General features: G+C 70.9%; 22 protein-coding genes and 1 tRNA gene. 15 read left to right on the top strand and 8 right to left on the bottom strand.

Features of this window, described 5'->3' with window-relative positions; translation table 11 throughout:
* Positions 1-3: 3 nt before the first annotated feature.
* The gene (locus ACFPJ4_RS04905) at positions 4-1,680 is read right to left on the bottom strand and encodes a DNA polymerase Y family protein (protein ID WP_386739162.1); all 1,677 of its coding nucleotides are present in this window, start codon (positions 1,678-1,680) and stop codon (positions 4-6) included.
* 117 nt (positions 1,681-1,797) lie between these two features.
* Here ACFPJ4_RS04905 and ACFPJ4_RS04900 point away from each other — a divergent pair, with 117 nt between their 5' ends.
* From ACFPJ4_RS04900 to ACFPJ4_RS04890, 3 genes are all read left to right on the top strand, one after another.
* The gene (locus tag ACFPJ4_RS04900) at positions 1,798-2,244 is read left to right on the top strand and encodes a hypothetical protein (protein ID WP_386739161.1); all 447 of its coding nucleotides are present in this window, start codon (positions 1,798-1,800) and stop codon (positions 2,242-2,244) included.
* Between the two features lie 106 nt (positions 2,245-2,350).
* Positions 2,351-3,793 (top strand): purine-cytosine permease family protein, encoded by a 1,443-nt coding sequence (locus ACFPJ4_RS04895; protein WP_386739160.1) that lies wholly within the window; start codon positions 2,351-2,353, stop codon positions 3,791-3,793.
* Positions 3,790-4,251, top strand: a complete 462-nt coding sequence (locus tag ACFPJ4_RS04890) for a nucleoside deaminase (protein WP_386739159.1) — start codon at positions 3,790-3,792, stop codon at positions 4,249-4,251. Before ACFPJ4_RS04895 ends, ACFPJ4_RS04890 begins: the two co-directional genes overlap by 4 nt.
* A gap of 14 nt (positions 4,252-4,265) precedes the next feature.
* Here the strand turns inward: ACFPJ4_RS04890 and ACFPJ4_RS04885 are convergent, their stop codons facing one another.
* Entirely contained in the window at positions 4,266-4,562 is a 297-nt protein-coding gene (locus ACFPJ4_RS04885) for a DUF1905 domain-containing protein (protein ID WP_386739158.1), read from the bottom strand.
* Between the two features lie 230 nt (positions 4,563-4,792).
* Positions 4,793-5,605: a hypothetical protein gene (locus ACFPJ4_RS04880; RefSeq protein ID WP_386739157.1), complete on the bottom strand. Its 813-nt coding sequence runs from the start codon at positions 5,603-5,605 to the stop codon at positions 4,793-4,795.
* Between the two features lie 108 nt (positions 5,606-5,713).
* Between ACFPJ4_RS04880 and ACFPJ4_RS04875 the strand changes: the two genes are divergently transcribed.
* Positions 5,714-6,160 (top strand): hypothetical protein, encoded by a 447-nt coding sequence (locus tag ACFPJ4_RS04875; protein WP_386739156.1) that lies wholly within the window; start codon positions 5,714-5,716, stop codon positions 6,158-6,160.
* Between the two features lie 22 nt (positions 6,161-6,182).
* Here the strand turns inward: ACFPJ4_RS04875 and ACFPJ4_RS04870 are convergent, their stop codons facing one another.
* Entirely contained in the window at positions 6,183-9,896 is a 3,714-nt protein-coding gene (locus ACFPJ4_RS04870) for an SCO7613 C-terminal domain-containing membrane protein (RefSeq protein WP_386739155.1), read from the bottom strand.
* Positions 9,897-9,986: 90 nt separating this feature from the next.
* Positions 9,987-11,729 (bottom strand): aldehyde dehydrogenase family protein, encoded by a 1,743-nt coding sequence (locus tag ACFPJ4_RS04865; RefSeq protein ID WP_386739154.1) that lies wholly within the window; start codon positions 11,727-11,729, stop codon positions 9,987-9,989.
* Between the two features lie 78 nt (positions 11,730-11,807).
* Between ACFPJ4_RS04865 and ACFPJ4_RS04860 the strand changes: the two genes are divergently transcribed.
* Positions 11,808-12,575, top strand: a complete 768-nt coding sequence (locus ACFPJ4_RS04860; protein ID WP_386739153.1) for a putative protein N(5)-glutamine methyltransferase — start codon at positions 11,808-11,810, stop codon at positions 12,573-12,575.
* Positions 12,576-12,591: 16 nt separating this feature from the next.
* On the opposite strand, the gene ACFPJ4_RS04855 is transcribed toward ACFPJ4_RS04860, so the two are convergent.
* Together ACFPJ4_RS04855 and ACFPJ4_RS04850 are read right to left on the bottom strand one after the other, a co-directional pair.
* On the bottom strand, positions 12,592-13,227 hold the full coding sequence (locus ACFPJ4_RS04855) for a DUF1294 domain-containing protein (RefSeq protein WP_386739152.1): 636 nt from the start codon (positions 13,225-13,227) through the stop codon (positions 12,592-12,594).
* A gap of 89 nt (positions 13,228-13,316) precedes the next feature.
* Positions 13,317-13,399 (bottom strand) — tRNA-Leu (locus ACFPJ4_RS04850).
* Between the two features lie 170 nt (positions 13,400-13,569).
* Here ACFPJ4_RS04850 and ACFPJ4_RS04845 point away from each other — a divergent pair.
* Together ACFPJ4_RS04845 and ACFPJ4_RS04840 are read left to right on the top strand one after the other, a co-directional pair.
* Positions 13,570-14,871 carry a M20/M25/M40 family metallo-hydrolase gene (locus ACFPJ4_RS04845; protein ID WP_386739151.1) on the top strand — a complete coding sequence of 434 codons (1,302 nt, stop codon included), beginning with the start codon at positions 13,570-13,572 and terminating at the stop codon, positions 14,869-14,871.
* A 57-nt stretch (positions 14,872-14,928) separates the two neighbouring features.
* On the top strand, positions 14,929-15,792 hold the full coding sequence (locus tag ACFPJ4_RS04840) for an undecaprenyl-diphosphate phosphatase (protein ID WP_386739150.1): 864 nt from the start codon (positions 14,929-14,931) through the stop codon (positions 15,790-15,792).
* A 39-nt stretch (positions 15,793-15,831) separates the two neighbouring features.
* Here the strand turns inward: ACFPJ4_RS04840 and ACFPJ4_RS04835 are convergent, their stop codons facing one another.
* Positions 15,832-16,698, bottom strand: coding sequence for a proteasome assembly chaperone family protein (locus ACFPJ4_RS04835; RefSeq protein ID WP_386739149.1), 867 nt, complete (start codon positions 16,696-16,698; stop codon positions 15,832-15,834).
* A 205-nt stretch (positions 16,699-16,903) separates the two neighbouring features.
* Between ACFPJ4_RS04835 and ACFPJ4_RS04830 the strand changes: the two genes are divergently transcribed.
* From ACFPJ4_RS04830 to ACFPJ4_RS04795, 8 genes are all read left to right on the top strand, one after another.
* The gene (locus ACFPJ4_RS04830) at positions 16,904-17,542 is read left to right on the top strand and encodes an HAD family hydrolase (protein ID WP_386739777.1); all 639 of its coding nucleotides are present in this window, start codon (positions 16,904-16,906) and stop codon (positions 17,540-17,542) included.
* Positions 17,539-18,588 (top strand): tRNA (adenine-N1)-methyltransferase, encoded by a 1,050-nt coding sequence (locus ACFPJ4_RS04825; RefSeq protein ID WP_386739148.1) that lies wholly within the window; start codon positions 17,539-17,541, stop codon positions 18,586-18,588. Before ACFPJ4_RS04830 ends, ACFPJ4_RS04825 begins: the two co-directional genes overlap by 4 nt.
* A 77-nt stretch (positions 18,589-18,665) precedes the next feature.
* On the top strand, positions 18,666-19,649 hold the full coding sequence (locus ACFPJ4_RS04820) for an FKBP-type peptidyl-prolyl cis-trans isomerase (RefSeq protein ID WP_386739147.1): 984 nt from the start codon (positions 18,666-18,668) through the stop codon (positions 19,647-19,649).
* 90 nt (positions 19,650-19,739) lie between these two features.
* Positions 19,740-20,777 carry a helix-turn-helix transcriptional regulator gene (locus ACFPJ4_RS04815; RefSeq protein WP_386739146.1) on the top strand — a complete coding sequence of 346 codons (1,038 nt, stop codon included), beginning with the start codon at positions 19,740-19,742 and terminating at the stop codon, positions 20,775-20,777.
* Positions 20,770-21,795 (top strand): helix-turn-helix transcriptional regulator, encoded by a 1,026-nt coding sequence (locus ACFPJ4_RS04810; RefSeq protein WP_386739145.1) that lies wholly within the window; start codon positions 20,770-20,772, stop codon positions 21,793-21,795. The genes ACFPJ4_RS04815 and ACFPJ4_RS04810 overlap by 8 nt, the downstream gene beginning before the upstream one ends.
* Positions 21,796-21,887: 92 nt before the next feature.
* Positions 21,888-22,160: a twin-arginine translocase TatA/TatE family subunit gene (locus ACFPJ4_RS04805; RefSeq protein ID WP_386739144.1), complete on the top strand. Its 273-nt coding sequence runs from the start codon at positions 21,888-21,890 to the stop codon at positions 22,158-22,160.
* Between the two features lie 3 nt (positions 22,161-22,163).
* On the top strand, positions 22,164-22,958 hold the full coding sequence (gene tatC / locus ACFPJ4_RS04800) for a twin-arginine translocase subunit TatC (RefSeq protein ID WP_386739143.1): 795 nt from the start codon (positions 22,164-22,166) through the stop codon (positions 22,956-22,958).
* On the top strand, positions 22,955-25,468 hold the full coding sequence (locus tag ACFPJ4_RS04795) for a DEAD/DEAH box helicase (RefSeq protein ID WP_386739142.1): 2,514 nt from the start codon (positions 22,955-22,957) through the stop codon (positions 25,466-25,468). Before tatC ends, ACFPJ4_RS04795 begins: the two co-directional genes overlap by 4 nt.
* Position 25,469: the final 1 nt, after the last annotated feature.

Raw genomic sequence — 25,469 nt, 5'->3', positions numbered from 1 at the left:
GCCTCAGTCATAACGTCCCTCCGCCCACCAGCCCTCGTGGTCGAGCACGAGCAGCCAGGCGACCCCCTCGCCATCGACCGCCTGGAAGCGCTGCATGCTGCGGGCCGCCGCGGCATCCCACCAGCGCTGCTCGAGCGGCCACGGGCCGGCCCAGGCCGTGATCGTGCGCCGGGCCCGCGCCCCGGTGCCCGACGAGACGATGGCGGCCGGAGCGGCGCTGAGCTCGCCGCGCTCGTCGACCGCGACGGGGCGGCCCCGCGCATCCTGCACCGCGATCGGGCGCGGCAGCTCGTAGACCGTCGCCGGCGCCGGGGGTGGCAGAGCGCCCGGCCACGGCTTCTTCGGATCACGGGCCACCAGGGGGCGATCCCCCCACGGCACGAGCGCCTGCCGCTCGGCCGGTGTACGCCCGCCCGAGGCGGTCGCGGTCAGCACGCCGCGGTGTCCGACCATGCCCTGCACCCGGGAGAGCCCGGAGTGCACGTTCTCGTCGGGGCCGCCGCCCCACAGCCCGCGCTCGTGCGCACCGACCGGGTCGACGGTCTCGGGGCTGAGACGCACGCGGGTGACGGGGGAGACCAGCCGGCCGGAACTGGACTCCGCTCCCGGCTGCAGCGCACCCGACAGCTGCCACCTGATCCGATCGACCACCTCGGCCGCGGTGAAGGAACGCGGATGCAGCCACACCCGCTCGCTCACCTCGCCCCGGTCGCCGAACAGCTCGATCCGGAGCGCCGTGCAGACCAGCCGCTGGCTCAGCAGCGCGGTGACGAAGTCGTCGGAGGCGGACCGCACCCCGAAGGCGAGCTGGTCGACCCGGTCGAGGGGAGGCTCGAAGTCGACCACGACCTCGGCGTCACGGGGCGGCTGACGAGGGGTCGCCGGCCTCGGATCCCGTCCGCCCGCGAGGGCGTGCAACCGTGCCCCCAGCGGGCCGAAGCGGGTCACGACGTCGTACGCGTCGAGGGCGGCGAACTCGCCGAGCGTTCGGATGCCGAGCCGGGGGAGCAGACCCACCAGCTCCGGCTGCTCCAGCAGGGTGATCGGCAGGGGTGCGAGGAACGCGGCGGTCGCCGTGGAGCCCGGCGGGACGATCGTGACGCGATGCTCCTGTCGCTGATTCAGGATGCCCGGCTGAACACGCCGCCCCCCGTCCTGATTCGGGGACACGGTCGGGCGTGTCTCCTGATCGGGCGACGCCGAGCGCGCGCGCGCCGCCCGCTCCGCCGCGAACAGCCCGTCGGCGATCCCCACCCTGGCCCGCTCCACCCCGAACTCGGCGACCGACCCCAGCACGGTCAGCGCGGCGGCCGGCTCGCCGCCGTAGTACCGCGCCGGGCCGCGGGCACGCACCGCGAGGGTTCCCGGCCGCAGCGGATGCAGCCCCGGCAACGCCTGCTCGAGCCCGGCCAGCACGGGCTCGAAGGCCCGCGCGTCGAGAGCCGGGTCGTAGCGCAGCACGTGGAGCCGGACGCAGAGCGCCTGCGCCTCCCGGATCCGCTGACCGCGCACGACCCCCTCCGCCCGAGCGGATGCCGAGCAGGCGAAGACGAGACCCTTGTCGACGAGGGCGACGGGGGCATCCTCCGACAGTCGCAGCGCCCGGGCATGGGCGAGCACCGGCCAGTCGGGCGCCCACAGCACCAGCAGCCGGGGTGGCACGGCACCGATCGCATCCATATCCCATATTCGAACACATGTTCGAGTGTGTCAATGACCGATCCGCGGCCCCCGCGAGAGCCCTGGCACCCGAACGAGCGCTTACCGTCCCCCGAACGGCGGACCTAGCCTGTCGGTATGCCCCGGATCAGCGCTCTCGCGACGGCGTTCGCCGCCGTGCTGCTCCTCAGCAGCTGCGCCCCGTCGGCGGCCGCACCCAACACGCCCAGCGCGAGCCCCGACCCGAGCGCGTCGCCGCCCCCGTTCCTGGCCGCGGCGCAGCTCGGCACCGACCGGCTGCCCGACGGGATCGCCACCCGCCTCGACCTCGACGACGACAGTTCCCGGCTGCAGGGCAGCTGGGATGAGCGCGACGTGTTCCTCGCGCTCAAGGGGACGAGCACCGTCTGCCTCGTGACCGGCATCCCCGCCGAACCCGGCAGCTGGGTCACCGGCTGCGGAGACGGCGACGAGATCGTGACCTCGCAACTCCCCGACGGCGCCGTGGTCAAATACCTTCCGATGACCACCGCGACCACGCCTCAGGGCTGGACGAAGCTGTCGGATTTCGTCTACGCGATGTGAGGTGTCCCGGCCCGGAACCCGGCACCCTCTGCGCACGTGTTAACCCTGTGTAAATACTGACCGTGGCGATGCGCCCGGCGGCCCGCGGACTCCCTACAGTGTCGCCATGACTGCTACCGCCCCCGGGCGCCCCACCTCCGTCGAATCGGGGGGCATCGAAGCCATCCCGACCGCCAAGCGCCACGGCTCGCCGTGGCAGCTCTTCGCCACCTGGACCGCCCCGAACCTCGAGTTCGCCACGGTCTTCGTCGGCTTCCTCGCCGTCGGAGTCTTCGGCCTCGGCTTCTGGCAGGGCCTGGCCGCAGTCGTGCTCGGCAACGCGCTCGGTGCAGCAACTCAGGGCGTGCTGTCGACCTGGGGCCCGCGTGAGGGACTGGCCCAGCTCGTGCTGAGCCGCACCGCCTTCGGCAGCCGCGGCAACATCCTTCCGGCCGCGATCAACACGGTCATGGCCGGGCTCGGCTGGTTCGCCGTCAACTCGGTCAGCGGCGCCTTCGCGTTGGCCACCTTGACCGGGATGCCGCCGTGGCTGGCGCTCATCATCGTCGTGGTGCTCGAGGTCGCTCTGGCCTTCGTCGGGCACGACCTCGTCCAGGTCTTCGAGCGTTACGCGAGCATCGTGCTCGGCGCCATCTTCCTGATCGCGACCGTCGCGATCTTCCTTCACGCGGATGTCAACACAGCGGTGAAGGGCGGCGGGTTCAGCTTCGCCGGCTTCGCTCTCACCGTCGCCGCCGCGTTCGGCTATGCGGCGGGATGGAACCCGTACGCCTCGGACTACAGCCGCTACCTGCCCAGGAGCACCAGCTCGGCGAAGATCGCCTGGGCCGCGGGACTCGGCAACTTCGTCTCCTGCACCGTGTTGATGGCAGCCGGGGCCGCCTCCGCGCTGATCCTCGCGCCCAAGGACGCGACCCCGACCGATGCCTTCGTGCACAGCATGCCGGTCTGGGTGGCCGACCTGACCCTGGTCGCGATCGCCGTCGGTGCCATCGCCGCCAACGCCCTGAACGTCTACTCGGGTGCGATGTCGTTCCTGGCTGCCGGAATCAAGATCCCGTTCAGCCTGCGCCGCGCGATCATCGCCCTGGGCTTCGGTGTCGTGGGGTTCGTCATCGCGCTGGTGTCGATCCTCAACTCGAGCATCGCGACCAACTACGAGAACTTCCTGCTCGTGATCGCCTACTGGATCGCGCCGTGGCTCGGGATCGTGCTCGTCGACCGCGTGCTGCGTCGCGGCACCTCGATCTCGGCGTTCATCCCCGACAAGGCGAAGTACCGCAACCCGGCCGGCATCATCTCGCTGATCATCGCCGGAGTGCTCTCGGTGCTGTTGTTCTCGAACCAGAGCTTCTACCTCGGACTGGTCGTGCAGGCGACGGGCGGCTTCGCCTCGCCCATCGGCGACCTGACCCCGCTGGTCGGTTTCGTGCTCGCCGGGGTGCTCTACTTCCTCCTGTTCCAAGCCTTCAAGCCGGAGCTCGGCGGACCGTTGACCGACGAGCCCGAGGTGATCGTCGGCGTCGACGCGGCGGACGACGCGGCGTGACCGAGCCGCGCTACCTGACCGACGCCGAGAAGCTCGCGGTCGCCACGGCGGAGGCCAAGAAGGGCCTCGCCGAGGGCGGCATCCCGATCGGTGCCGCCCTGTTCGACGAGGAGGGCCGCCTGCTCGGCAGCGGGCACAACCAGCGGGTGCAGGGCGGCAACCCCGCGCTGCACGGCGAGACGGCGGCGTTCCTCAACGCCGGGCGGCAGCGGAGCTACCGCCGTACCACGATGGCCACGACCCTGTCGCCGTGCTGGTACTGCTCGGGTCTGGTGCGGCAGTTCAACATCGGGCGGGTGATCGTCGGCGAGAACGAGAACTTCTTCGGAGGTCAGGACTGGCTGGCCGAGAACGGCACCGAGGTGACCACGGTCAACGATCCCGAACTCATCCGGATCATGACCGACTTCATCGCGGCCAACCCCGAGCTGTGGAACGAGGACATCGGGGAGGACTGACCGGCGAGGGCTCGCTAGAGGTCCAGCTCGAGTTCGATGTCGACGAGCGCGTCGCGGAGGATGCCCTCGGCCGTCCGCACCGACTTCTTCATGGGCAGCGCGTAGCCGCCCTCGCCCGGGAAGATCGAGGTGCCCCAGCGCGAATCGCCGACCCGCACCCGCACCCGCACCGAGTTGAAGCCGCCCGTCATGCCGTCGGCGATATCGCGGATCTCGGCGGAGATCTCGGCGGGCACGGTCACGAAGAACCACTCGTCGCGGCGTGCTTTCCACTGCCAGAGGGGTGCCGTGAACGCATATCGTGCTGCCATGTCGCCCACCTTAGGGTCCGGCACGCGGGAACCGGTTGTCGATGTGAATGTCCGTGAGTTGACTCCTCCCTCGTGCGCCGATGTGCGCGGACTCCAGGGGTTCGCGCAGCCCGGAGCGCATTCAGGAAGAAGTCCGATCGCCGACCTTCAGGATGCCCAGAATCGACGAATCTCCTGATCCGGCTCCCGGATACGAGCCTTGCGGGTCGCACTCGTGGCTGACGGTCTCGTCAGCCCGCGATACTGCGCAGCGCGGGGGCGACCTCGGAGGCCCGGGGAGCGACGGTCTCGAGCTGCTCGTCCGGGCCGGGCAGCCAGAGACGACGTGACCGGGCACGGCCCGCCCAGGATCGGGACACCGAGCTCACGGTGACCTGCCGGGCCGTGAGGCGCCCGAAGCCGGCCCCGATGCCGGCCCAGTTGCTCTCGGTGACGGCGAGGCGGGCATCCGTGTGCGGCCAGTCGCCCAGGCTCACGAGCACGGCCTCGCGCTGTCGCAGCCGCGAGGCGAGTCGGCTGGCGGCAGCCTCACCGAGGCGCACCCGGCCGTCCACCCCGACGGCGGGCGGTTTGACGAGCACTACCGAGACCACGTCGACCAAAGCCGAGACCACCGAAAGCCACTGCTCGCCGGGATGCGGCACGAGCACGAGACGCTCGAGATCGATGCCGAGACCCGCGGCGGCCTCGACCCCCAGGTCGGGAACGCCGACGACCGCGCACCAGGCCCCCGCCGCGCTCGGACCCTGCAGAAGACCGAGCGCGAGCGTTGTGGATTTGTCGACCGCGTAGACGCCGCCCGCCGCGAGGGCCCCGCCGGGCAGCAGCTCGGCGAGCGCCGGATGCGTCGGCAGCGCCCGGCTGTCGAGCGTTGTGCGCTGCATGCTCCGGATGCGCGCCTGCAACTCGCGGACCACCTGGTTCGCCTGCCCGCCGTCGCCCTCGGTGACCCCGTCGCTCGGCAGCCCGTCGCTCGGCACTCCGAAGGCCTCCGCCTCCACGCGCAGGGCCACGGAGGCGGCGAGCGACGACGACGGGGCCATCACCCCAGTTTCGAACACATGTTCGAGTGTGTCAACCGCGTGGATATCTCGCTTCTTCCGCATGCGCGGCACTAGCGTGGGGCTACCAAACCCGAGTCGAGGAGCCCGATGAGCGACGCCGCCAGCCCATTGCCGGATGAGACCGCCGCGCCCCGCTTGGGCTCCGTCTTCTGGGCCGACCCGCCGAGATCGAAACGACTGGGACGGGTGGCCATGATCGTGGCGATTCTCGTCTTCGTCATCTCGATGACGCTGGCGATCACCCTCGGAACGGCCGCCGGACCGTACTCCGTACGCGATGCCGCTGGGTTCCGCTTCCAGTTCAACGTCGGAGACCCGAACCCCACGATCAACGCCCTCGCGATCGCGATGCTCCTCCACGTGCTGCTCGGCACCGGGCTCGGCCTGTGGGCGCTCATCCAGGGCATCGTGGCGACGGCGGCGAATCGCGGCCGTCGAGCCGGGATCGCGGCGATCGTCGTGGCGGGCACCGCACCCGTCGTCTCGCTGATCGCGTTCTTCGTCGCCATGTCGGCGAACCTCCCGCCCGCCTGAGCCGCACGGCGACGCCGACGGGTCAGCGCAGGTCGCGCAGCCGCGCCCCGACGCCCTTCTGCCCGGCCGAACGACGCTCGGAGGTCACGGCGATCACGAGCAGCACCGCCCCGGCCGTCGCGAGCGTGATCCACCACGGCGTCGCGCCGATCGAGCGGCCCACCTGCACCGAGAACACGATGATGTTCTCGATCGGCAGCACGACCAGCCCGATCACGAACGGCGCTCCCAGCTTGCGCAGCGAACCGATCAGGATCGCCACGAGGGCGAGACCGAGTACGAGGATGGCACGCCAGGTCTGCGGGTCGGTTCCGGTGGCGAGCATCGACGGCAGCAGCGCCACGACGAGGCCCGGCGTGAGCAGGCGCCACGAACCGTGGAACCCGACCGGCCAGCTCGTGGCATCCGCCCGCCCCTCGACGGTCGGGCCCCGCATCGCGATGACACCCGCCGCGAGCACCGCGAGACCCATCGGCAGCGAATAGGCCTCGACGCGCAGGATCTCGCGCGCGCTCCAGCTGGCGACCATCACGCACCAGGCGAGCAGGAACGTGAACCAGACCGGCGGCAGTGACACCGCCCGGGTGCGGGCGCGCAGCACCGTCACGATCACCAGGGCGAGCAGAGCGAACCCGAGGCCGTAGAGGGTCAGGATGGCGACCGCTCCGTCGCGGATCGATGCGATGGGGCCCGCGACCAGGAACACCAACGCAGGCGCGTACCGCCAGCGGCGCGCGGCGGTCGACGGCACTGCGCCCGAGCCGTCAGCGGCCGGCAGCAGACGGGCGGCGACGGCGACGAGCCCAGCCGTCGCCGCGCTGACCCCCAGCGAGGGCAGCATGAGCAGGGTCGGGTCGGCGAGACCGACCGGATCGAGCCGGAGGCCCCAGCGCACCGCCTGCACGGGGCCCGCCGCGGCCGCCACCATCGCCATCACGAGCAGGGGCGCCCGAAGCCGTCCGAGCAGGACGGCACGCGAGCCCGACGGGATCCGTCTCACGAGCGCGCCGAGCACCAGCAGCACGACGGACGCAGCCACGAGGGCGAGGCATCGCCAGGTCTGCTGACCGCCCGTTCCGTCGCCCACGACGGCGAAGATCACGAGCGAGGGCACGATCGCGCTGGCCAGGGCCACCGAGAACAACCCGATCGCCGGGATGCCGACACCCGGCCGGCCGCGCGCCACCAGCACCGCGCCGATCGCCGCCGCGATCAGGGCGGGGGGCAGGATGTACGGCTCCGCCACCGCGACCCCGGCGAGGGCCCACAGGCACCACAGCGCGCCGGTCCAGCTCGCGTAGGCGAGAATCCAGCCGTACCGCCGCCGGGCGTAGCGCGCCATCGCCGCCGCCCCGAGGCCGATGATGAGCAGCACCAGGAAGGTCGTGCCGAGCCCGGCCGCCACGCGGACGAGGGCGAGCACGACGGCGAGGGCCGCGGTGAGCCAGCTCGAGAGCTCGATCCAGAGCCGTGCGGAGGCCGCCTGGACGGCCGGGATGCCGTGACGTTCGAGGGCGGCGCCGATGAGCCCGACGCTGGGGAGCGTGCAGGCGACGATCACGGCGATGATCGGCAGGGTGACGGGCGAGCCGCTGGTGGCGAGGAACTGCGCCCCCAGGCAGATCACGACGACGGCGAGCGTGGGCACCAGAAGGGAGGCCGCCATCGCGCGCACGATCCTGTTGAGGCCGGGGCGGCGGGTGAGCAGGAGAGTCAGGGCCAACAGGAAGGTGACGCCGGTCGACAGCGCGGTCCAGCCGCTGCGTACCGCGAGCACCGATCCGATCCCGATGAGGAACGGCACGATCGTCACGATCAGCACCGCGTACCACGATCGGGCGTCGATGCGCCGGATCAGGGTCGATGCGAGCGCCGCGACCGAGGCGAGCGTCGTGGTGAGGCACAGAACGGCGATCGTCTCGACATGCACGAGGTTCAGTCCGGCGGCGAAGACCACGAGGGCATAGGCATAGCCCACTGCCAGGTGGAGCGGGCGCACTCCGTGCGGAACGGCGCGGGCCAGCGCGACGAGCGCCGCGACCGCCGCCGCACCGATCGCGACCGTCAGGTTCGAGTCGGTCCAGCCGATGGCCGCCGCCGCGACGAGGATCACGTGGGCGCCGACGGCGATCGGCACGCGCATCCGCAGCCGCGCCTCGCGCACGCGGGGGATGAGGGCCACCGCGAGAGCCAGGGCGACGGCGATCAGCAGTCCCAGCACAGCACGCGCGGTTGCGGGCAGCACGCGCCCGTCGACGAGGTCGAGCAGGCCCAGCATCCCCAGCCAGAGTCCGGTGACGAGAGAGCCCTGGGCGAGAGCCGCCGTCGAGACGGAACGGCGGGCGAAGAACCAGAGGATGCCGCATCCCGCGGTCACCGCCGACACCCCCAGCAGGGCGGACAGTTCCGGGTCGTCGCGGGTCACGCCGCCCGCGAGCCACCACTGCGAGGGGAGCACGACGCGCGCGATCACGGTCACCAGCGCGGGAACGGCGAATGCGAGCGCGACGCTCCAGACCCCGGGCAGGAGGAGGCGCCGATCCACCGTGCGCGGGAAGGGCAGAGCACTCACGAGCAGCACCGCGACGGCCGCAGCCGCCGGGAGGAGGCAGAGCAGCCAGACGCTGGACATCCCGGCGATCGCGAAGGGCAGCACGGCGAAGGCGAGGGCGATCAACGCCCCCGTCAAGTAGCTCCATGCTTTGCGGATGATCGTGCGCGTGCTGGCCATGGCAAGCACGGCGAGGCCCAGGATGACCGCGGAGACGCCGACGACATCCGGGAACACCTGCGGGTAGGGGAGCGCGAACAGCTGCAGCAGCGCGAGCCCGACGGCGAGGAGCTCGACGAGCGTCGCCGTGACGCGCTCCGGGAGGAGGGCCGCACCGAAGCGCGGGGCGAGTCGCCGAGCCGCGTCGTGGAGCAGGAGGGCGACCACTCCGGCCCCCAGGTACCCGAGCAGGATGAGCCAGGGATCGGCCGTCGCGTAGCCCACGAAGGCGGGCACGAGCGTGAGCCCGACCAGACCGGTCCACAGCCAGGTGCGGATCCTGGCCAGCGCTGCGATGAGGATCATCACCCCCGAGGCGAACAGGGTGCCGAGGGCGCCGAAGTACCATCCGCTGATGCCGTGCGCGAGGGTCGAGAACGCCCAGATGTCGAGCACGACGAAAACCATGCCGAGCGCACCGACCGCCTCCGCCGAGAACTGCAGGCCCGCGCGGCCGAGGCCCCAGGCGCTGCCGAGGAAGACAGCCGTGACGATTCCGACGATCAGCGTGCGCGTGCCGAAGTCGGTGAGATCGGGGTTGAGGAAGGTGAACACGATCGCGGCGACCGCGACGAGACCGGCTCCCGCGACCGCCATGACCGACTGCACCGAGACCGAGCTCCGGGCGGAGGGCGTCGCGGCGGTGGCCGGGGTTCCAGCCGGCGCGGCTGCCGGCCCGGCTGCAGCTCCCGAGGCGGACCCGCCCGTTCGGGACGCCGGCGATGCCTGAGCCACCGCCGGCGCGGCCTGGCGCACGCTGGGCAGCCGGTCGATGGACTGCTGCCGTTTCGTCAGGGCGTCGACCGCGACGCGGGAGTGGTCGCGGATCTCGATCGCCTCGGGCGTGCTGAGGTCGGCGAGGCACGTGGGGCACGAGGTCCGCCCGGCGAGGCGTGCCCCGCACCGGGGGCAGTAGCCCTCGTCGAGCAAGTATCCGGCGACGTCGTGGGTCCAGGCCTGCGTCATGCGGCTCAGTCTAGGCAGTCGGTTGCGATGAAACCTCAGTCTTCAGGATGATGTGGAATCCACCTCGTCCGCGGGGGACGACCGCCGCCGCTAGGCGCGGAACGCCGACACGAAGATCCCCGGCATCTTCAACCAGCTCGGCTTCTGGGCGAAACGGGTGAGCAGCTCGCCGGTCCGCGCCGCCGAACGCGCGGTCACGAACCACGGGGGCTTCGGGAAGAGGGCGAACTCGCCGTGGAGCACCGAACGCGGGAACGGCCGGAACGGTCCCGTGATGACGGAGCGCTCGACGTGATCCAACAGGAGCGCGTTGTGCACGACCCCGATGCCGGACTGCACGTTCTCGAGGGTGTGCCCGGGGAACGCCCCCCAGGAGGCCGCCGCGCTGAGAAAGCCGACCCCGGTCCAGCTGTTGATCGCGATCGACCCGTACTTCAGATCGGCAATGGCCTCGTCGAAACCGGTACCGAGGCGCTTGCGCTCGGCCGGGTCGATGAGCACGTTCGCGCCCAGGGTTCCGAGGAAGTCGGCGTTGACGGTCGCGACCGCGGTGTTCAGGAAGGCCTGGCCGGTTCCCGGCAGCTCGATCACGCCGAGCACGGGCGAGAAGTACTCGGTCGTCTCCAGGGTCGACGCGTCCTCATCGGCCTGGATGTCGACGAGCAGTCGTGCGCCATCGGCCAGTCGCTGCGCCTTCGGGTACGCGGTCGCGGCATCCGCCACCCGGCTGTCGCTGCCCGGGTACCACGCCCGGCGGCCCGGCGTGCGCTCGATCGCGGCGCGCAGCTCATCGAGGAACGCCGCCTTCTGCGGCCAGTCGGCGCTCAGCACGACGATCTGCCCGGCGATGCAGTTGTACCCGCCGTTGTGCAGGCGCTGCGTCGCCACGTGCTCGGCCTGGTAGCGCAGGTCGCGCGTCGTCCACGTGCCGGGAACCAGGATGATCGGCGACACGCCGCCGAGCTCGCTCGTGATCGGCTTCTGCAGCAGGGGGGTGGCGGCCTGCTTGCGCGCGGCGACCTCCGCCCCGGAACCCCAGACGATCACGTCGTGCGTCGCCGCGCTGCCGGTGATGTGCACGTGTCCGATGTTCGGGTGATGGGCCAGATACGAGCCCTCGACGCCGCCGCCCTGCACGATCCGGAGCATCCCGGCATCGACGAGCGGACGAAGTGCAGCCTGATACACCGGCAGCATGCCCTGCATGATCGGGTTGAGCTTGAGCAGCACCGCGCGGTTGTGCGCAACGACCTCGTAGAGCACGTCGAGCGGGGGGATCGAGGTGATGTTGCCGGCGCCGAGCACGAGACCGACTCCTCCCGAGACGCTCGGGGCCAGCTCGCCCAGACCCGCCTCGCCTCGCGCCTGCGTCGCGGTGACACCCGGCGCGAGCCAGACCTCGCCGCGGAAGCCGTGCAGCAGCAGGGCCTCGTACGAGTTGCGGGGGAGCACCGGCACCGTGACGCGCCCGCCGGGGGCGGACCCGAGCTTCAGCCCGTCGATCGGCGAGCGGCCCGCGGCGAGCGCTTCGACGGTCTCGGCGAGGGCGGCGACGCCCGAGAGCGTCGCGTATGGTCCCGACATCCATTCCTCGCCCACGAGCGACGACGCGGGATCAAGGCCCTTGACCTCGACGGCGGCGCGGACCCAGGCATCGGCCTGCTGCGACAGCGTCGCGTGCACCTCGCGCAGCAGCGTCGCTCGCGCCGCCAGCGGCGTGGCGGACCACCGTGCGGCGCCCGCGCCGAGCTCGGCGATGTCCGAGTCGAAGCGGGCCTTGTCGGAGGCCGAGAGGGCCGGCGTGGCCGACGCGGCCTGATCTGAGATCGTCATGGGAGCTCCTTCGATTCGCTAGGGGATAGTCTCACCCCTTTTGGCGCTCGTGCGGCGGTTCATGGCAAGGTCGTCCGCGTGACGGAATCGGAGATGGTCCGGCGGCTGCGCGCCGCGGGCTCGGTGTTCGCGGAGGAGGAGGCCGCCCTTCTCGCGAATGAGGCGCCGAGCCCCGAGCGCCTCGAGGCGATGATCGCCCAGCGCGTCGAGGGCCTGCCGATCGAGCAGATCGTGGGCTGGGCCGAGTTCGACGGGCTGCGCTTCGTCGTCGAGCCCGGAGTGTTCGTGCCGCGTCACCGCACCGAGTTCCTCGTCCAGCAGGCCGCCGCGCTCGGTCGCACCGGCGCCGTCGTGCTCGATCTGTGCTGCGGAGTCGGGGCGCTCGGCGTCGCGACCGGTGCTCGCCTCGGGGCAACGGAACTGCATGCGGCGGATGTCGACCCCGCCGCGGTCCGCTGCGCCACGATCAACGTGGGCGCCTCCGGTCGCGTGTACGAGGGTGACCTCTTCGCCCCCCTCCCCGCGAAGCTGCGCGGGCGCATCGAACTCCTGCTCGCCAACGCGCCCTACGTCCCCAGCGCCGAGATCGTGCACTTGCCGTCCGAGGCGCGCGAGCACGAGCATCCGGTGGCCCTGGACGGCGGGGGCGACGGTCTCGACGTGCACCGCCGGGTGATCGCGGAGGCGCCCGCCTGGCTCGCGCCCGGCGGGCATCTGCTCATCGAGGCCGGCGTCGGCCAGGCCGCGGTCGCGGCCGCTCTGATGACCGCGGCGGGCCTGCGGGCACGGATCGTTCCCGACGAGGACGACGAGTCGATCGTCGTGATCGGAACCCGTACCGGCTGAGGAACCGCCGACCGGCTCAGAACAGGCGGAGGCCCGGGATCGGATGAGCGCTGAAGTACCAGACCAGCAGCACGAACCCGACCACGTTGAGGATCACCGTGAACCAGAAGCGCGAGCGGAAGCTGAGCTTCTTGGTCTTGTGCCGCAGCACCTGCTGAGCCACCACGGCGCCCGGCCATCCGCCGACGAGCCCCACGATCAGAAGGGTGTTCTCGGGCGTGCGCCACCGCCCGTTCTGCGCCGCCCTCTTGTCGGCCGCGTAGAGCACGAAGGTCAGGATGCTCAACGCGAGATAGAACCCGCCGACCGAATACGGGATGCCCCAGCGCCACATCGCGACCAGGTACACGGCGAGGAAGGCGAGCAGCGCTCCCACACCCACGATGATCGATGTCGGCCTCGTCGTCGGCTCCGCCCGCTCGGCGGCGATGACGGGTTCGGCGCGGACCGCCTGCACCTTGCCCTTCTCGTCGGGCTCGATCTCGAAGGTGAGGCGCTGGCCGAGGTAGGGACGTGCCGTTCCGCGCGGCACGGCCGTGAAGTGCAGGAACACATCGTGGCCGCCGTCGTCCGGCTTGAGGAAGCCGAACCCTCGCTCGTCGTTCCAGGTGGTCACCACGCCGCCGAGTCGGTGCGCAGCGCGGTCAGCCATCCTCCGATGCTAAGCGACGCATCCCCGCGACCACCCTGGACGCGGCGAAGGCCCCCGGACCAGCAGATCCGGGGGCCTTCGTCATCTCGTGCGCGGAGGGGGACTTGAACCCCCACGCCCTTACGGGCACTAGCACCTCAAGCTAGCGCGTCTGCCATTCCGCCACCCGCGCGAGACCGGCCGCCGCGGAGGACGACCGAGGATAGACACTAGCACGGCGGTGATCGCCTTCTCCGCGCTCGGGCCGACCCGCGGCAGCCATCCCTCGACCATGCGGCCGGGTCGTGACCGCACGGACGCATCGGAAACGTCGTCGACACACCCCGCGGGTAGCGTGGGGGCATGGTGCCCCCCGTTGAGCTCGAGTCGACCGCGCGCATCGCGCGCGACCTCATCCGCTTCGAGACGGTCAACTGGGGCGGGGGCAAGTCCGAGGGCGAGACCGAGGCCGCGCAGTACGTCGAGGCCGAGCTGCAGCGCTTGGGGCTCGCGCCCCGGCTCTTCGACGCGGCGCCGAGGCGCACGAGTCTCGTGGCTCGGGTTCCCGGCCGGGATCGCGACCGCCCGGCGCTCGTGGTGCACGGTCATCTCGACGTCGTGCCGGCCGTTGCGGCCGACTGGACCGTCGATCCCTTCGGCGGCGAGATCCGCGATGGTCTGCTGTGGGGTCGCGGCGCCGTCGACATGAAAGACATGGATGCCATGATCCTGACCGCGCTCGGCGACCTGCTCGAGGGCGGCGAGCAGCCGGCCCGCGACCTCGTGATCGCCTACTTCGCCGACGAGGAGAACGGGGGCGTGTACGGCTCGCACTACCTCGTGGACGAGCACCCGGAACTGTTCGCCGGGGCGAGCGAGGCGATCAGCGAGGTCGGCGGCTACTCCATCGACCTCGACGGCCGCCGGGCCTACCTGCTGCAGACCGGCGAGAAGGCCCTGGTCTGGATCCGGCTGATCGCGCACGGCGCCGCGGCGCACGGCTCGCGCGTCATCCACGACAACGCGATCGTCAAGCTCGCCCTCGCCGTCGCCGCGATCGGGCAGGAGCAGTGGCCGCTGCGGCTGACCCCGACGACGACCGACCTCCTGACACGGCTGAAGGCGATCCTGGGGTCGGCAGAGGACACTGCCCCGGATGCCCTGATCGAGGCGACCGGCACCGCCGCCGGCTTTCTGCGCGCCACCGTCCGCGTCACGAGCAACCCGACGGTGCTCACCGCCGGATACAAGCACAACGTCATCCCGGACCGCGCCGAGGCGCTCGTCGATCTGCGCCCCTTCGCCGGCCAGGAGGACGAGGTGCTCGATCGCATCCGCGAGCTGATCGGTCCCGATATCGACCTCGAGATCGTGCATCACGACATCGGGCTCGAGCTGCCCTTCGAGGGTCCTCTGGTCGACAAGATGGTGGCCGCCCTCGGCCGCCACGACCCCGGTGCGCCTGTGCTCCCGTACCTGATGAGCGGCGGCACCGACAACAAGGCCCTCGCGAAGCTCGGCATCGCCGGCTACGGATTCGCCCCGCTTCAACTGGGCCCCGGGCTCGACTTCCCGGCGATGTTCCACGGCGTGGACGAGCGCGTGCCGCTCGAGGCCCTGGCGTTCGGTCGGCGCGTTCTCGCGGACTTCCTCCGGGACTGCTGACCCCCAGCCGCCGAGCGGAGCCCGCCACAGCGGACCGGTCTGCGACAATCGACCTTCGTGGGTTGGTTCGAAGCGATCATTCTCGGTCTCGTTCAGGGGCTGACCGAGTTCCTGCCCATCTCGTCGAGCGCGCACCTGCGCATCGCCGGCGAGTTCCTCGGCACGGGCGCCGATCCCGGAGCCGCGTTCACCGCGATCATCCAGCTCGGCACCGAGACCGCCGTGCTGGTCTACTTCCTGCCGGATATCGCGCACATCGTGTCGTCGTGGTTCAAGGCGCTCGTCGGCCGCATTCCGCGCACCGACCCGAACGCCCGCCTGGGCTGGTTCATCATCGTGGGGTCGATTCCGATCGTGGTGCTGGGCCTGCTCTTCCAGCACCAGATCGAGACGGTGCTGCGTTCGCTCTGGATCGTGGCGGCGACGATGATCGTGTTCGGCATCCTGCTGGGCCTCGCCGACTACCTGGGTGCGAAGACGCTGCGCCTGCGGGAGATGTCGTGGAGGCACGCGCTGCTGCTCGGACTCGCGCAGTCGCTCGCCCTCATCCCGGGCGTCTCGCGCTCGGGGGCCACGATCGGCGCCGGTCGCGCCCTCGGCTACGAACGGCGCGCGGCCGCGCGGTACTCATTCCTTCTTGCTCTTCCCGCCGTGTTCGGCAGCGGCCTCTACGAGCTCTACAAGACGCTCAAGGATCCCTGCGATGCGGCGGCCGCGAAGGCGACCGGTTGCGCGGTCGAGGTCTTCACGATGCCCGAGACGATCGCCGCGACCCTGGTCGCCGGAGTCGTCGGATTCGTCGTGATCGCGTTCCTCATGCGCTACATCTCGAAGGGCTCGTTCCTGCCGTTCGTGATCTACCGCCTGGTGCTCGGCGTCGCGCTCATCGTGCTGCTCTCGACGGGCGTGCTGCAGGCGTAGGCGCCACCTCCCGAGGCTTCCGCGGGGAGCAGGGCCGGTCTACGCGGGGCCGGGGCCCGAGCGGTCGTCGCCCGCGCGCCCCTCGCGACGGCGCAGGTAGCGCTCGAACTCCTCGGCGATCGCGTCGCCGCTGGCCTCGGGGGAGTCCACGGTGTCGCGGGCCTGCTCGAGCTGGGCGATGTAGGCCGCCATGTCATCGTCGTCGTTCGCGAGGGCATCGATGCCGCTCTCCCAGGCCGCCGAGTCCTCGACGAGCGAGCCGCGATCCACGGCGACGTCGACGAACTCCTCGAGACGCTCGATGAGCGCGAGCGTGGCCTTCGGGGAGGGCGCGTTGTGCACGTAGTGCGGAACCGACGCCCAGATCGACAGGGTGGGGATCCCCGCTTTCTCGGCCGCCTCCGCGAGCACCGAGAGGATGCCGACCGGCCCCTCGTAGGTGCTCTTCTCGAGTTCGAAGCGGTCGCGCACCCCGGCGTTCTCGCTCGTGGCGAAGATCGAGATCGGGCGGGTGTGCGGCACGTCGGCGAGCATCGCCCCCAAGAAGACGATGCCGTCGATGTCGACGGCGGTGAGGGCGTCGATCACCTCGGCCGAGAAGGTCTTCCATCCCCGGGAGGGCTCGGTTCCGAGGAGCACGTGGATGCCGTCGCCGCCATCCAGCGGACCCCACAGCGTCACGCCGGGCCACTCGAGCACCCGGTCGCCGTTCTCGTCGAGGGTCGAGGTCGGACGGTTGAACTGGTAGTCGAAGTAGTCCTCGGGCTCCAACTCGGCCACCGGCACCAGCTCGAGCTGGTCGCGGAGCGCACCGGCGGCCCCGCTCGCGGCCTCGCCCGCGTCGTTCCAGCCCTCGAAGGCGACGACGAGAAGGTTGTTCTCGCCGAATCCGGTTGTGTCCGCCACGTCATTCCTCTCGCCGGAGAGCCGGCGTCGGCCCCGGAACGTGCTTCCGGGGCGTCATCCCAGAATAGGACCCCTCCCCGCGAACCGCCGGGCTCGCGGCGTTCGCCATCAGCGCACCGCGCAACGGATCCCGTGGCGAAGCCTCGTAGACTCATGCGACGTGACCGACGACATCCGCCTCTCTCCGCCCCGGCCGGCCGCCGTCATGTGGGACATGGACGGCACGCTCGTCGACACCGAGCCGTACTGGCTGACCGCCGAGACCGAACTGGTTCACGCCTGGGGCGGCCAGTGGAGTCATGCCGACGGGCTGCAGCTGGTCGGATCGTCGCTCGAGCGCTCGTCGCTGATCCTGCAGTCGCGGGGGGTCGATCTGCCGACCGACGAGATCATCGACGTGCTGACCGACCGGGTGCTGACCCTGCTCCGGGATGCGGTGCCGTGGCGCCCGGGCGCCCGCGAGCTGCTCGAGGCGCTGCGCGACGCCGAGGTCCCGACCGCCCTCGTGACCATGTCGATCCGGCGGATGGCCGATCACATCGCCGAGGCGGCGGGCTTTCCCGCGTTCGACATCGTCGTCGCCGGTGACGAGGTCACCCAAGGCAAGCCGCACCCCGAGCCGTACCTCCGAGCCGCGATGGCGCTCGGCGTGAACGCCGCCGACTGCATCGCGGTGGAGGACTCGGAGTTCGGCGTCGCGGCCGCCGTCGCGAGCGGCGCGACGACGATCGCGGTGCCGCTGCACGTGCCGCTGCCGCCGAGTCCGGCGTACACGCTGTGGCCGTCCCTCGAGGGTCGCGGGCTCGAGGAGCTCTTCGACGTGCACAGCCGGGTGTCCCGATGAGCGACGGCGGGTCCGTGCCCAAGCGTTCCGGGCCCTTCGCGGCGGGCGATCGCGTGCAGCTCACAGGTCCGCGCGGTCGGCTCAACACGATCACGCTGCAGGCCGGCGGCACCTTCCACACCCACCGCGGCCTCGTCTCGCACGACTCGATCATCGGCGAGCCCGACGGCAGCGTCGTCAGGGCCTCGAACGGGGATGCCTATCTGGCTCTGCGCCCGCTGCTGTCGGACTTCGTGATGTCGATGCCGCGCGGCGCCGCGATCGTCTACCCGAAGGATGCAGCCCAGATCGGCGCCCTCGCCGATATCTTCCCCGGGGCGACGGTGGTCGAGGCCGGCGTCGGATCCGGCGCCCTGTCCCTGTGGCTGCTGCGTGCCGTCGGGCCGGAGGGCACACTGCTCTCCTTCGAGCGGCGGGAGGAGTTCGCCGTCGTGGCGCGCGCGAACGTCGCCGCGTTCCTGGGGGTCGAGCCCCCGAACTGGAGCATCACGATCGGCGACGTCGCCGATGAACTGCCGCGCATGACCCAGCTCGCCGGTCGCGTCGACCGGATCGTGCTCGATATGCTCGCGCCGTGGGAGTGCCTCGAGGCGGCATCCGGTGCCCTGACTCCCGGGGGAGTGCTGCTCTGCTACGTCGCCACGGTGACCCAGCTCTCGCGCGTCGCCGAGGCGATCCGGGCCACCGGTGACTTCACCGATCCGGATGCCAGCGAGACGATCGTGCGCGGCTGGCACGTCGAGGGCCTCGCGGTGCGTCCCGATCACCGCATGGTCGGCCACACCGGATTCCTGATCACCGCGCGGCGGCTGGCACCCGGGACGGTGCTTCCGCAACCGGTGCGACGCGCCTCCAAGACCGAGTACGGCGACGACGACGTCGAGTTGTGGACGCCCGGCGCGCTCGGCGACGCGGTCAAGAGCGACAAGCGCGTGCGCAAGGTCGTGCGCGAGGCGCGCGCCCTCGCCGCCGAGACCGGCATCGAGCTGGATGCCGGGAACGACGCGACGCGGGAGCCCGATTCGGCTCCCGATGCTCCCAGCTAGGCCCGCCTGATCTGCCAGTAGAGTTGTCCCGCTCGTTCACCCGCCACCGCTCGGCGGAACTCCAGGAAGAAGGCCTCGTGCGCAGAACACCCGCGCTCCTCTCCGCCCTCGCGGTCGCCGCGGTCGTCGTCACCTCGCTCGTGGGCTGCTCGTCGAGCGCCTCCGCGGCGTGCACCCCGGTGTTCTCGGCCGGCGACTCCTCGAAGGTGGTGAAGGCGACATCGAGCACGGCGTCCTTCCCCACGCCGCTCGTGGTCAAGAGCAGTCAGGTGTCGCAGCTCAAGGCGGGCAAGGGATCGCCGGTGCAGTCCGGCGACCAGGTCGACTACACGTACAGCCTCTACGACGGCGCGACCGGGAAACAGATCGCCACCTCGTCCAGCTCGAACACCGCGACGGCACGGTCCGGCGCCCTCGACACCGCGAAGGCGACTGCGGTGCAGAAGTCGCTGCGCTGCGCCACCACGGGTGAGCGCTACGCGCTGGTCACGACCGTGAAGGAGGGCTTCGGCGCCGGTGCCGGCGGCTCGAGCTACCCCGACGACGCGACCCTCGTGGTCGTCGTCGACGTCGTCGACCACTTCCTCGGCAAGGCGAACGGCATCAACGTGCTCCCGCAAGACGGGATGCCCGCCGTGATCACGGCCGTCGACGGCCAGCCGGGCATCGTCATCCAAGAGATCGGCAAGCCCAAGGACCTTCGCATCTCGACCATCAAGGCCGGCGCCGGCGCGACGGTCGAGAAGGGCGCGACCGTGCACGTGAAGTACTCCGGCTGGAGCTGGCCGACGACCTCGTCCGACAAGCCCGTGATCTGGCCCGGCAGCAGCTCGGGCGGCGACGGGCAGGCATCGTGGACCAACGATCAGGCCGTGGACCTGACCGTGGACTCGAAATCCCTCCCCGTCGGTCTCTACAAGGCTCTGGTCGGAGCGAAGGTCGGATCGCAGGTGCTCGTCGTGATGCCGCCCAAGGCCGGCTTCGGAGCGGGCTCGAGCTCGCTCGGCGTCGACGCGAACGCGACTCTGATCATGGTCGTCGACGTCCTCGGCATCAAGTAGCAGTCCCGGTCGCACGCCGACGCGACGCCCGCAGCGAAACCGCGAGCGTCGCGACTGCGTTGCGGCCGTGCTGTCTCTAGGATTCCTCTCGTGCCCCCTTCCTCCGCATCTCAGGCGACCTTGCGCGTGCCCGTCGAGGAGCGCCTGTTCAGCCTCGTGCTCGCACTGCTGGCGACCGAGTCGGGGTTGACGAAGAACGAGATCCTGTCGACGGTCCAGGGCTACCGCCAGAAGTACAAGGCCGGGGGCGACAACGCGAATCTCGAGAGGCAGTTCGAGCGCGACAAGGACGACATCCGCGACCTGGGCGTGCCGCTCGAGACGATCGACACCCCGGGCGAGGCGGGCAACAACCAGACCCTGCGCTACCGCATCCCGCGCGGAAGCTACGAGCTGCCGCGCGACATCTCGTTCTCGAGCGACGAGACCACCCTGCTGAACCTGGCCGCGATGGTCTGGCGCGAGGGATCGCTGTCGGGGGAGTCGCGGCGCGCGCTGCTCAAGCTTCGCTCGCTCGGCGTCGCGGCCGACGAGCCGGTGCTCGGCTACGCGCCGCGGGTGCGCCTCCGCGACGCGGCGTTCGAGCCCCTCAGCGCGGCTCTCGAGAAGCGTCTCATCGTGCGCTTCCCCTACCTCACGCCGGGGGAGGACAGCGCGCGCGAGCGCGAGGTCATCCCGCTCGCTCTCGTGCAGTACCAGGGGCGCTGGCACCTGTCGGCCGAGGAGGTCCCGGCGCCCGCCGCCGACACCCGCGGTGCCTACAAGACCTACCTGCTGCGCCGCATCGTGGGCCCCATCGCGGCGGGCAAGGCCGCGCCGCCACGCCCGGGCGACCACGCCTCCGCCGCCCTCGCCGCCCTCGACGAGGTCTGGGAGCGCGGCATCGCCGAGGTCTCGGTGGTCTGCGATTCGGATGCCGCCACCCGTCTGGCGAATCGCCGCGGCACCGAGCGCCTCGACCCCGATTCGGGCGCCGCCGAGGCCCGCCTGCAGCTGCACTACGTGGACGTCAACATCCTGGCTGACGAGCTCGCCGGCTTCGGGCCCGAAGTGCTCGTGCTCAGCCCGCCCGAGCTGCGGGAGGCCGTCATCGCCCGCCTCGAGAGAACGGTCCGGGATCATGGCTGAACGCGCCCAACCGCTGCAGGCCCGCGACAAGCTCGCCTTCCTGCTCTCACTCGTGCCGTGGCTCATGGACCACGACGGGGCGAGCGTCTCCGAGGCGGCGGCGCATTTCGGCGTGACCCCGGAGCAGATCCGCGAGGCCGTCGAGCTCATCGCGGTGAGCGGGGTTCCGGGAGAGACGGACTCGTACCAGCACGGTGACCTCTTCGACATCAACTGGGACGCGTTCGAGGAGCGCGACGAGATCGTGCTCACCAACCTCGTCGCGATCGACGACTCCCCGCGATTCTCGGCGCGCGAGGCGGCCGCGCTCATCGCCGGGCTCCAGTACCTCTCGGCGCTACCGGAGAACGCGGATCGCGCCGCGATCGCCTCGCTCATGAGCAAGCTCTCGAGGGGGGCCTCCGCGCAGCCCAGTCAGGTCGGCGTCGAGGGTGCCGTGACCACCGGAGCCATCGACACGATCGCACCGGACCCGCTCGCGCCGACGCTCGCGCTGATCCGTGAATCGGTCGAGCGCGGCGTGCAGCTCGAGCTCGACTACCAGAACTCCCAGGGGCAGCGCGAGCGGCGCCGTATCGACCCGCTGCGCGTCGAGTCGATCGACGCCGACTGGTACCTGCGCGGATGGTGCCACCTGCGCGAGGCGGTACGCACCTTCCGCCTCGATCGCATCTCGAACGCGATCATCACGGAACAGCCGATCGAGCACCGGGCCTCGGACTCCGACGTGCGACTGCCGGACGTGCTGTTCGAGCCGTCGCCCGAGGATCTCGAGGTCACCATCGAGGTCGTGCCCTCGGCGATGCCGCTGGTGTCCGATTACATCCCGGATGGCGCCAACACGACCGAGCACGAGGGCCGCATCCGCACGACGCTTCGGGTCTCGCACTATCACGGCCTCAAGCGGCTGATCGCGAGCATGCCCGGCGTCGCCGTGGTGGTCGCCCCGCCGAGTGCCCGCGCCGCCGTGCAGGCATGGGCGCAGGCCGGAGTGGCGCGCTACCGCTCGACCACCTGACCCGCGACGCGGACACCCGTCGGCTTTTTCGGCGGGGCCGGGCATCTGGCGGTAAGCTCGTGCCATCAGTTCCGATCAGTGAGGACGCCGCCATGCTCAGAGGACTTTTCGAGGGGCCTGGAATCTGGGTCGTGCTCGCAGTCGTCCTGCTCCTGTTCGGAGCGACTCGGCTTCCGGCCCTGGCCCGCAGCATCGGTCAGTCGACGAAGATCTTCCGCGAAGAGATCAAGACCGACAAGACGGCCGCCGGCTCCACAGAAGCCGACAAGGCCGCCCCGACCCTCGCGGCGGAACCGACCACTCCCGGCGCCGCCCCGACGAAGCCCGCCGAGTCGGGCGAACCGGTCAAGCCCGCGAAGTCGTAGTCCATGGCCGTCCGCACCCGGCGGAAGACCGACCCCGAAGGCAAGATGTCGCTCGGCCAGCACCTGGTCGAACTCCGCAAACGCTTGATGATCGCCGGCCTGGGCGTCGTCCTGGGCACGATCGGCGGCTGGTTCCTCTCCGCCTTGGTGTGGGACGGGCTGCGCGCCCCGATCCTCGAGCTGGCGGCGGCGCACCATGAGGCCTCCATCAACTACCCGAGCATCACGAGCGCCTGGGACGTGCGCTTCCAGGTCGCGATCATGCTCGGCATCCTGGTCTCCAGCCCGATCTGGCTGTACCAGATCTTCGCGTTCCTGGCGCCGGGCCTGACCGGCCGCGAGCGTAGGTACATCTTCGGCTTCTTCTTCACGGCGGTGCCGCTGTTCCTCGGCGGTGCGGTGGTGGGCTGGCTCGTGCTTCCGCGACTCGTGAACCTCATGGTGAGCTTCGTGCCGGGACAGGACACCAGCATCATCGACGCGAGCTACTACCTCGACTTCACGATCAAGCTCATCCTGGCGACCGGCATCGCGTTCGTGCTCCCGGTGTTCCTCGTGCTGCTGAACTTCATCGGCATCCTCTCGGCGAAGACGATCCTGAAGGGATGGCGGTGGGCCGTTCTCGCGATCGTCGTCTTCACGGCGATCGCCACTCCGGCCGCCGACCCGCTGTCGATGCTCCTGCTCGCCCTGCCGATGGTGTTGCTCTACTTCGCCGCCTTCGGCGTCGCCGCCCTCCACGACCGCTCTGCCGCCCGCAGGGCCGACGCCATGTCGGCCGGGCTCGCTCGCGCGTGACGCTCTCGCCGGCGGAGCGCTACGCGGCTGCGCGCATCCGCCGCGACGCCCCGCAGCTGGAGGAGTTCCGCCGCAATCAGGAGTTCGATCTCGACCCCTTCCAGCTCGAAGCCTGCCGTGTGCTCGAGCAGGGGCGCAGCGTGCTCGTCGCCGCCCCGACCGGCGCCGGCAAGACGATCGTCGCCGAGTTCGCGGTGCACCTGGCCCTCGATGATCCGCGGGCCAAGGTGTTCTACACGACGCCGATGAAGGCGCTGAGCAACCAGAAGTACTCCGAGCTGGCCGCGGAGCACGGAGCCAAGTCGGTCGGCCTGCTGACCGGCGACAGCAACGTGAACAGCTCGGCTCGGGTCGTCGTCATGACGACCGAGGTGCTGCGCAACATGCTCTACGCCGACTCGCCGCTTCTCAAGGACCTCGCCTACGTCGTCATGGACGAGGTGCACTACCTGGCCGATCGCTTCCGCGGCGCGGTCTGGGAGGAGGTCATCATCCACCTCCCGCAGAGCGTGCGGCTCGTGTCGCTGAGCGCGACCGTGTCGAACGCCGAGGAGTTCGGCGATTGGCTGCAGGCCGTGCGCGGCGACACCGACGTGATCGTCTCGGAGGAGCGACCGGTGCCGCTCGAGCAGCACGTGCTGGTGCGCAGCAAGCTGCTCGACCTGTTCGACAGCTCGGCCGTGATCAACCTGGGGTCCGCGGCCACCAACCGGGTGAACCCCGAACTCGCGCGCCTCGCCGCCTCGGGAGGGCGCGCGGCCGGCACCTACCGTGGCGGGCATCCCGGGCGGCATCATCGCAAGGGGCAGGGAGGGTCCGGATCCGAGGGCACCCGCGGCTCCGGCCTCGGCTCGACGGGGGGCGGCTTCGATCGCGCCGACCGCGTGGAGCGCCCCGAGTTCGTCCGGATGCTCGAATCCAAGAACCTGCTGCCCGCCATCTTCTTCGTGTTCAGCCGGATCGGCTGCGATGCCGCGGTGCGGCAGGTCGTGCGATCCGACATCCGGCTCACCGAGAAGGCGGAGCGCGCCGAGATCCGCGCGATCGCCGAGGAGCGTTGCCGCAGCATCCCGGACTCCGACCTGAGCGTGCTCGGCTACTGGGAGTGGCTCGAGGGGCTGGAACGCGGCATCGCGGCGCACCACGCGGGCATGCTTCCGGCATTCAAGGAGGTCGTCGAGGAGCTCTTCCAGCGCAAACTGGTCAAGGTGGTCTTCGCGACCGAGACGCTGGCGCTCGGCGTCAACATGCCGGCCCGCACGGTCGTGCTCGAGAAGCTCGAGAAGTTCAACGGCGAGGCGAGGGTCCCGATCACGCCGGGGGAGTACACGCAGCTGACGGGCCGCGCCGGACGCCGTGGCATCGACGTCGAGGGGCACGCGGTCATCCAATGGGCCGGAGGGCTCGACCCGGCCGCGGTCGCGTCGCTCGCCTCGCGCCGCAGCTACCCGCTCATCTCGAGCTTCCGCCCCACCTACAACATGGCGGTCAACCTGATCGAGCAGTTCGGACGCGAGCGCACCCGCGAGATCCTCGAGAGCTCGTTCGCGCAGTTCCAGGCGGATCGCGCGGTCGTCGACCTGGCACGTCGCGTCCGCGAACAGGAGGCCTCGCTCGCGAAGTACGCGGAGGCCATGCAGTGCCACCTCGGCGACTTCCGCGAGTACTCCGGGCTGCGCCGCGAGCTGACCGACCTCGAGAAGAAGAACGCGCGCGCCGAGGGTCGCGGTGGGGCGCCGAGCGGCGAGAGCCGCAGCGATCGCGACCGCCGCCAGCGTCGGATCGCCGAGCTGCGACGTCAGATGAAGCAGCATCCCTGCCACAGCTGCAGCGAGCGCGAGGCGCATTCGCGCTGGGCCGAGCGGTGGTGGCGTCTCAAGCGCGAGACCGAACAGCTGAGCTCGCAGATCCGCGGGCGCACCGGGGCCGTCGCGCAGCTCTTCGATCGGGTCACCGATGTGCTGCTCGAGCTGGGCTATCTGGACCGGACCGAGGGCGTCGTGACGGTGGCGGCATCCGGTCGTTCCCTGCGTCGCATCTACGGAGAACGCGACCTGCTGGTCGCCGAGTGCCTTCGTCGTGGCACCTGGGATGGGCTCGATGCCGCCTCGCTCGCCGCGATCGCGAGCACCCTGATCTTCGAGCCGCGCCGCGAGGAGGCCGCGGGGGAGCGCGGGCTGCCCCGAGGCCCCTTCCGCGCCGCCATGGAGGCCACGGGCGAGATCTGGGCGCAACTGAGCGACATCGAGGCCGAGCACCGGCTGCCGGAGAGCAATCCGCCGTCGACCGGGCTGGCACTCGCGACGCAGCTGTGGGCCCGCGGCGGGCAGCTCGATGCGGTGCTGCGCGAAGCCGACCTGGCCGCCGGCGACTTCGTGCGCTGGATGAAGCAGGCCGTCGACCTGCTCGACCAGATCTCGATCGTGGCCGAGGGCCCGCTCGGGCGCACCGCGCGCACGGCGATCGACGGCATCCGTCGCGGAATCGTGGCCTACAGCTCCGTCGCCTGAC

It is taken from the genome of Lysinimonas soli (assembly GCF_042655435.1).
GTDB lineage: Bacteria > Actinomycetota > Actinomycetes > Actinomycetales > Microbacteriaceae > Lysinimonas > Lysinimonas soli.
The sequence above is the reverse complement of the archived record's forward strand: the minus strand, read 5'-3'. Positions and strand labels throughout refer to the sequence as shown.

What these genes read in the sequence shown, in the direction of transcription:
- ACFPJ4_RS04810 (WP_386739145.1), top strand. Translation starts at nt 20,770, where the DNA reads ATGGCTGAACGCGCCCAACCGCTGCAGGCCCGCGACAAGCTCGCCTTC.
- ACFPJ4_RS04825 (WP_386739148.1), top strand. Translation starts at nt 17,539, where the DNA reads ATGAGCGACGGCGGGTCCGTGCCCAAGCGTTCCGGGCCCTTCGCGGCG.
- ACFPJ4_RS04905 (WP_386739162.1), bottom strand. Translation starts at nt 1,680, where the DNA reads ATGGATGCGATCGGTGCCGTGCCACCCCGGCTGCTGGTGCTGTGGGCG.
- ACFPJ4_RS04880 (WP_386739157.1), bottom strand. Translation starts at nt 5,605, where the DNA reads ATGGCCCCGTCGTCGTCGCTCGCCGCCTCCGTGGCCCTGCGCGTGGAG.
- ACFPJ4_RS04865 (WP_386739154.1), bottom strand. Translation starts at nt 11,729, where the DNA reads ATGACGATCTCAGATCAGGCCGCGTCGGCCACGCCGGCCCTCTCGGCC.
- ACFPJ4_RS04830 (WP_386739777.1), top strand. Translation starts at nt 16,904, where the DNA reads ATGTGGGACATGGACGGCACGCTCGTCGACACCGAGCCGTACTGGCTG.
- ACFPJ4_RS04900 (WP_386739161.1), top strand. Translation starts at nt 1,798, where the DNA reads ATGCCCCGGATCAGCGCTCTCGCGACGGCGTTCGCCGCCGTGCTGCTC.
- ACFPJ4_RS04875 (WP_386739156.1), top strand. Translation starts at nt 5,714, where the DNA reads ATGAGCGACGCCGCCAGCCCATTGCCGGATGAGACCGCCGCGCCCCGC.
- ACFPJ4_RS04895 (WP_386739160.1), top strand. Translation starts at nt 2,351, where the DNA reads ATGACTGCTACCGCCCCCGGGCGCCCCACCTCCGTCGAATCGGGGGGC.
- ACFPJ4_RS04805 (WP_386739144.1), top strand. Translation starts at nt 21,888, where the DNA reads ATGCTCAGAGGACTTTTCGAGGGGCCTGGAATCTGGGTCGTGCTCGCA.
- ACFPJ4_RS04855 (WP_386739152.1), bottom strand. Translation starts at nt 13,227, where the DNA reads ATGGCTGACCGCGCTGCGCACCGACTCGGCGGCGTGGTGACCACCTGG.
- ACFPJ4_RS04885 (WP_386739158.1), bottom strand. Translation starts at nt 4,562, where the DNA reads ATGGCAGCACGATATGCGTTCACGGCACCCCTCTGGCAGTGGAAAGCA.
- ACFPJ4_RS04845 (WP_386739151.1), top strand. Translation starts at nt 13,570, where the DNA reads ATGGTGCCCCCCGTTGAGCTCGAGTCGACCGCGCGCATCGCGCGCGAC.
- tatC (WP_386739143.1), top strand. Translation starts at nt 22,164, where the DNA reads ATGGCCGTCCGCACCCGGCGGAAGACCGACCCCGAAGGCAAGATGTCG.
- ACFPJ4_RS04870 (WP_386739155.1), bottom strand. Translation starts at nt 9,896, where the DNA reads ATGACGCAGGCCTGGACCCACGACGTCGCCGGATACTTGCTCGACGAG.